Source organism: Desulfosporosinus nitroreducens (assembly GCF_023897015.1).
Classification (GTDB): domain Bacteria; phylum Bacillota; class Desulfitobacteriia; order Desulfitobacteriales; family Desulfitobacteriaceae; genus Desulfosporosinus; species Desulfosporosinus nitroreducens.
Genome location: NZ_JAMHFY010000077.1, coordinates 1 through 1,848 on the forward strand (window position 1 = coordinate 1; position 1,848 = coordinate 1,848).

3 protein-coding genes and 1 other annotated feature are annotated in these 1,848 nt (G+C 46.8%); all 3 genes read left to right on the forward strand.

The window, feature by feature from the left end; genetic code table 11:
* A partial coding sequence (locus M8E35_RS27220; RefSeq protein ID WP_252473905.1) for a DUF3102 domain-containing protein occupies positions 1-608 on the forward strand: 608 nt, incomplete at its 5' end.
* Positions 1-992 (forward strand) — a sequence feature (mutual gap in cmsearch alignment for this rRNA model is longer than 100). It overlaps the preceding gene by 608 nt.
* Before the next feature lie 344 nt (positions 993-1,336).
* On the forward strand, positions 1,337-1,462 hold the full coding sequence (locus M8E35_RS26660) for a hypothetical protein (RefSeq protein ID WP_289711022.1): 126 nt from the start codon (positions 1,337-1,339) through the stop codon (positions 1,460-1,462).
* Positions 1,463-1,492: 30 nt separating this feature from the next.
* Positions 1,493-1,711: a hypothetical protein gene (locus tag M8E35_RS26180; RefSeq protein ID WP_252473906.1), complete on the forward strand. Its 219-nt coding sequence runs from the start codon at positions 1,493-1,495 to the stop codon at positions 1,709-1,711.
* The last annotated feature ends 137 nt before the right edge of the window (positions 1,712-1,848 follow it).

Consider the following 1,848-nt stretch of genomic DNA (forward strand, 5'->3'; position numbering starts at 1 on the left):
CCCAGCGTACAGCCAACAGGCTGGTGCAGCTCTTTGAAGAATATGGAGATAAACTGTTTGCTGCCAGCGATGACGGCAGCAGCTCAAATTCGTCGGCGCCGACGAATTTGACCTACTACCAGGCCATTCTCTTGCTGGGGATTCCGGAAGATGAGCGGGAGAAATTTATTCTGGAGCATGATGTTGAAGATATGACCACCCGGGAACTGGATCAGGCTCTCAAAGAACGGAACCAAACCGCTTCGGAGAAAGAGCAGGCTCAAGTTACCCCCATGCCCAATAATCCTGGGGATATCAAAATAGAGTATCTAACCGTCAAAAAAACCGAAAAACCCATAAGCGGGCCAAAAACTGCAACCTCCCAAACTTTTACTACGAAATATGAAGAAAGATGCACCGCTTGCTGCCAAACGATCGCCGATACCTTCCAGGAACTGCTGGAAGCCCTCGGCCAACTGGCCAGACTTGATCTGGCGGTAAAAGAAAAATGCAGTAAAGACGCGAGCCGGCTTGCTGAATATATGGTCGAAAGGCTCAAAGAGTGGCCGCCTGTTCCTACGACGAATATGAAGACGTTTAAACCCTACGCCACCTATGAAAGGTGGTAAATCGCAAGGCAAGGGATATCCCTTTAGATGAAGGAGAGTTTACGACAATGATTGATATCGATATAACAGCTGGAGGGCTTTTTGCTCTTAAGTACGGGGATTGAAGTTATAGGTGCTGCTATGAGGTAAGCGTCAAATAACTCGGAGGACCGGGATGGACGAATCCCTGGTGGTACCAGTTGTCTCGCCAGAGGCACAGCTGGGTAGCTATATTCGGAGCGGATAAGCGCTGAAAGCATCTAAGCACGAAACCGACCTCAAGATGAGATTTCCCACAGCGTAAGCTGGTAAGACCCCTGAAAGATGATCAGGTTGATAGGCCAGGTGTGGAAGCGCGGTGACGTGTGGAGCTGACTGGTACTAATCGGTCGAGGGCTTGACCTAAAAGCGAGGTTCGAAGTGCGAGGCACGAGGTTCGAAAGGACGGAGAGGCTGAGGACGAAGGGCTTCGGGATTGCTAATGACTAAGGTGAGTGGCTCAAATTCAATCGACACTACTAGAAAAAGACTCTGTGCAGTTTTGAGAGAACAGCGATAAAGGATAACTTCTTTATTTCTTGTTTTCTTCAGAAAACAATTCAAGTGCGAACTTCGAGCATCGCGCTTCGAACTTCGCACAGCATCTGGTGATCATGCCGGAGGGGTTCCACCCGTATACTGTGAGATTAGATCTGGGGCAATAAGGGGTTCCCCGCGTTCGGAATCCACACTGCTGGAGATTGCCTAAGATGGAGCTATTATGGAGTTGTGGTGATCCTTTTCCGCCAGGAAAAATTGCCGAACTGAAAAATAAGCTCAAAAACATGGAAATCCTCCGTCATGACGGCTGCACAATTCAATATTCAACACGATAACATAATTAATGCTACAATGAGCTGCTGAAAATGCTCACAGCATTAAACAGAACGGATCCGGAGATTAAGGAAAAATACAGGGAGACGGCGAGTAAGATTATTGAAAACATGGCGAAGATGCTGAAAGTATGGCCTCCCGTTATCAGGACAAATTTATCGATTATACGACCCATTCCGAGAGGAGTTAAATCCAGCGGCCACCTGGTAGTAATCCAGCCTACGGAACAGAAGAGATCACTGTGGTTTTAGGTGATACGGTAGAAATATCAAGAGTTCAGACTGATACTAAAAAACATAAACACCCTTATACCCATTGGTACTATAAAAGCACAAGTAAACGATCCGAATTTACGGGTTGGATGCTTGTGCTTATTTACTTATAATGA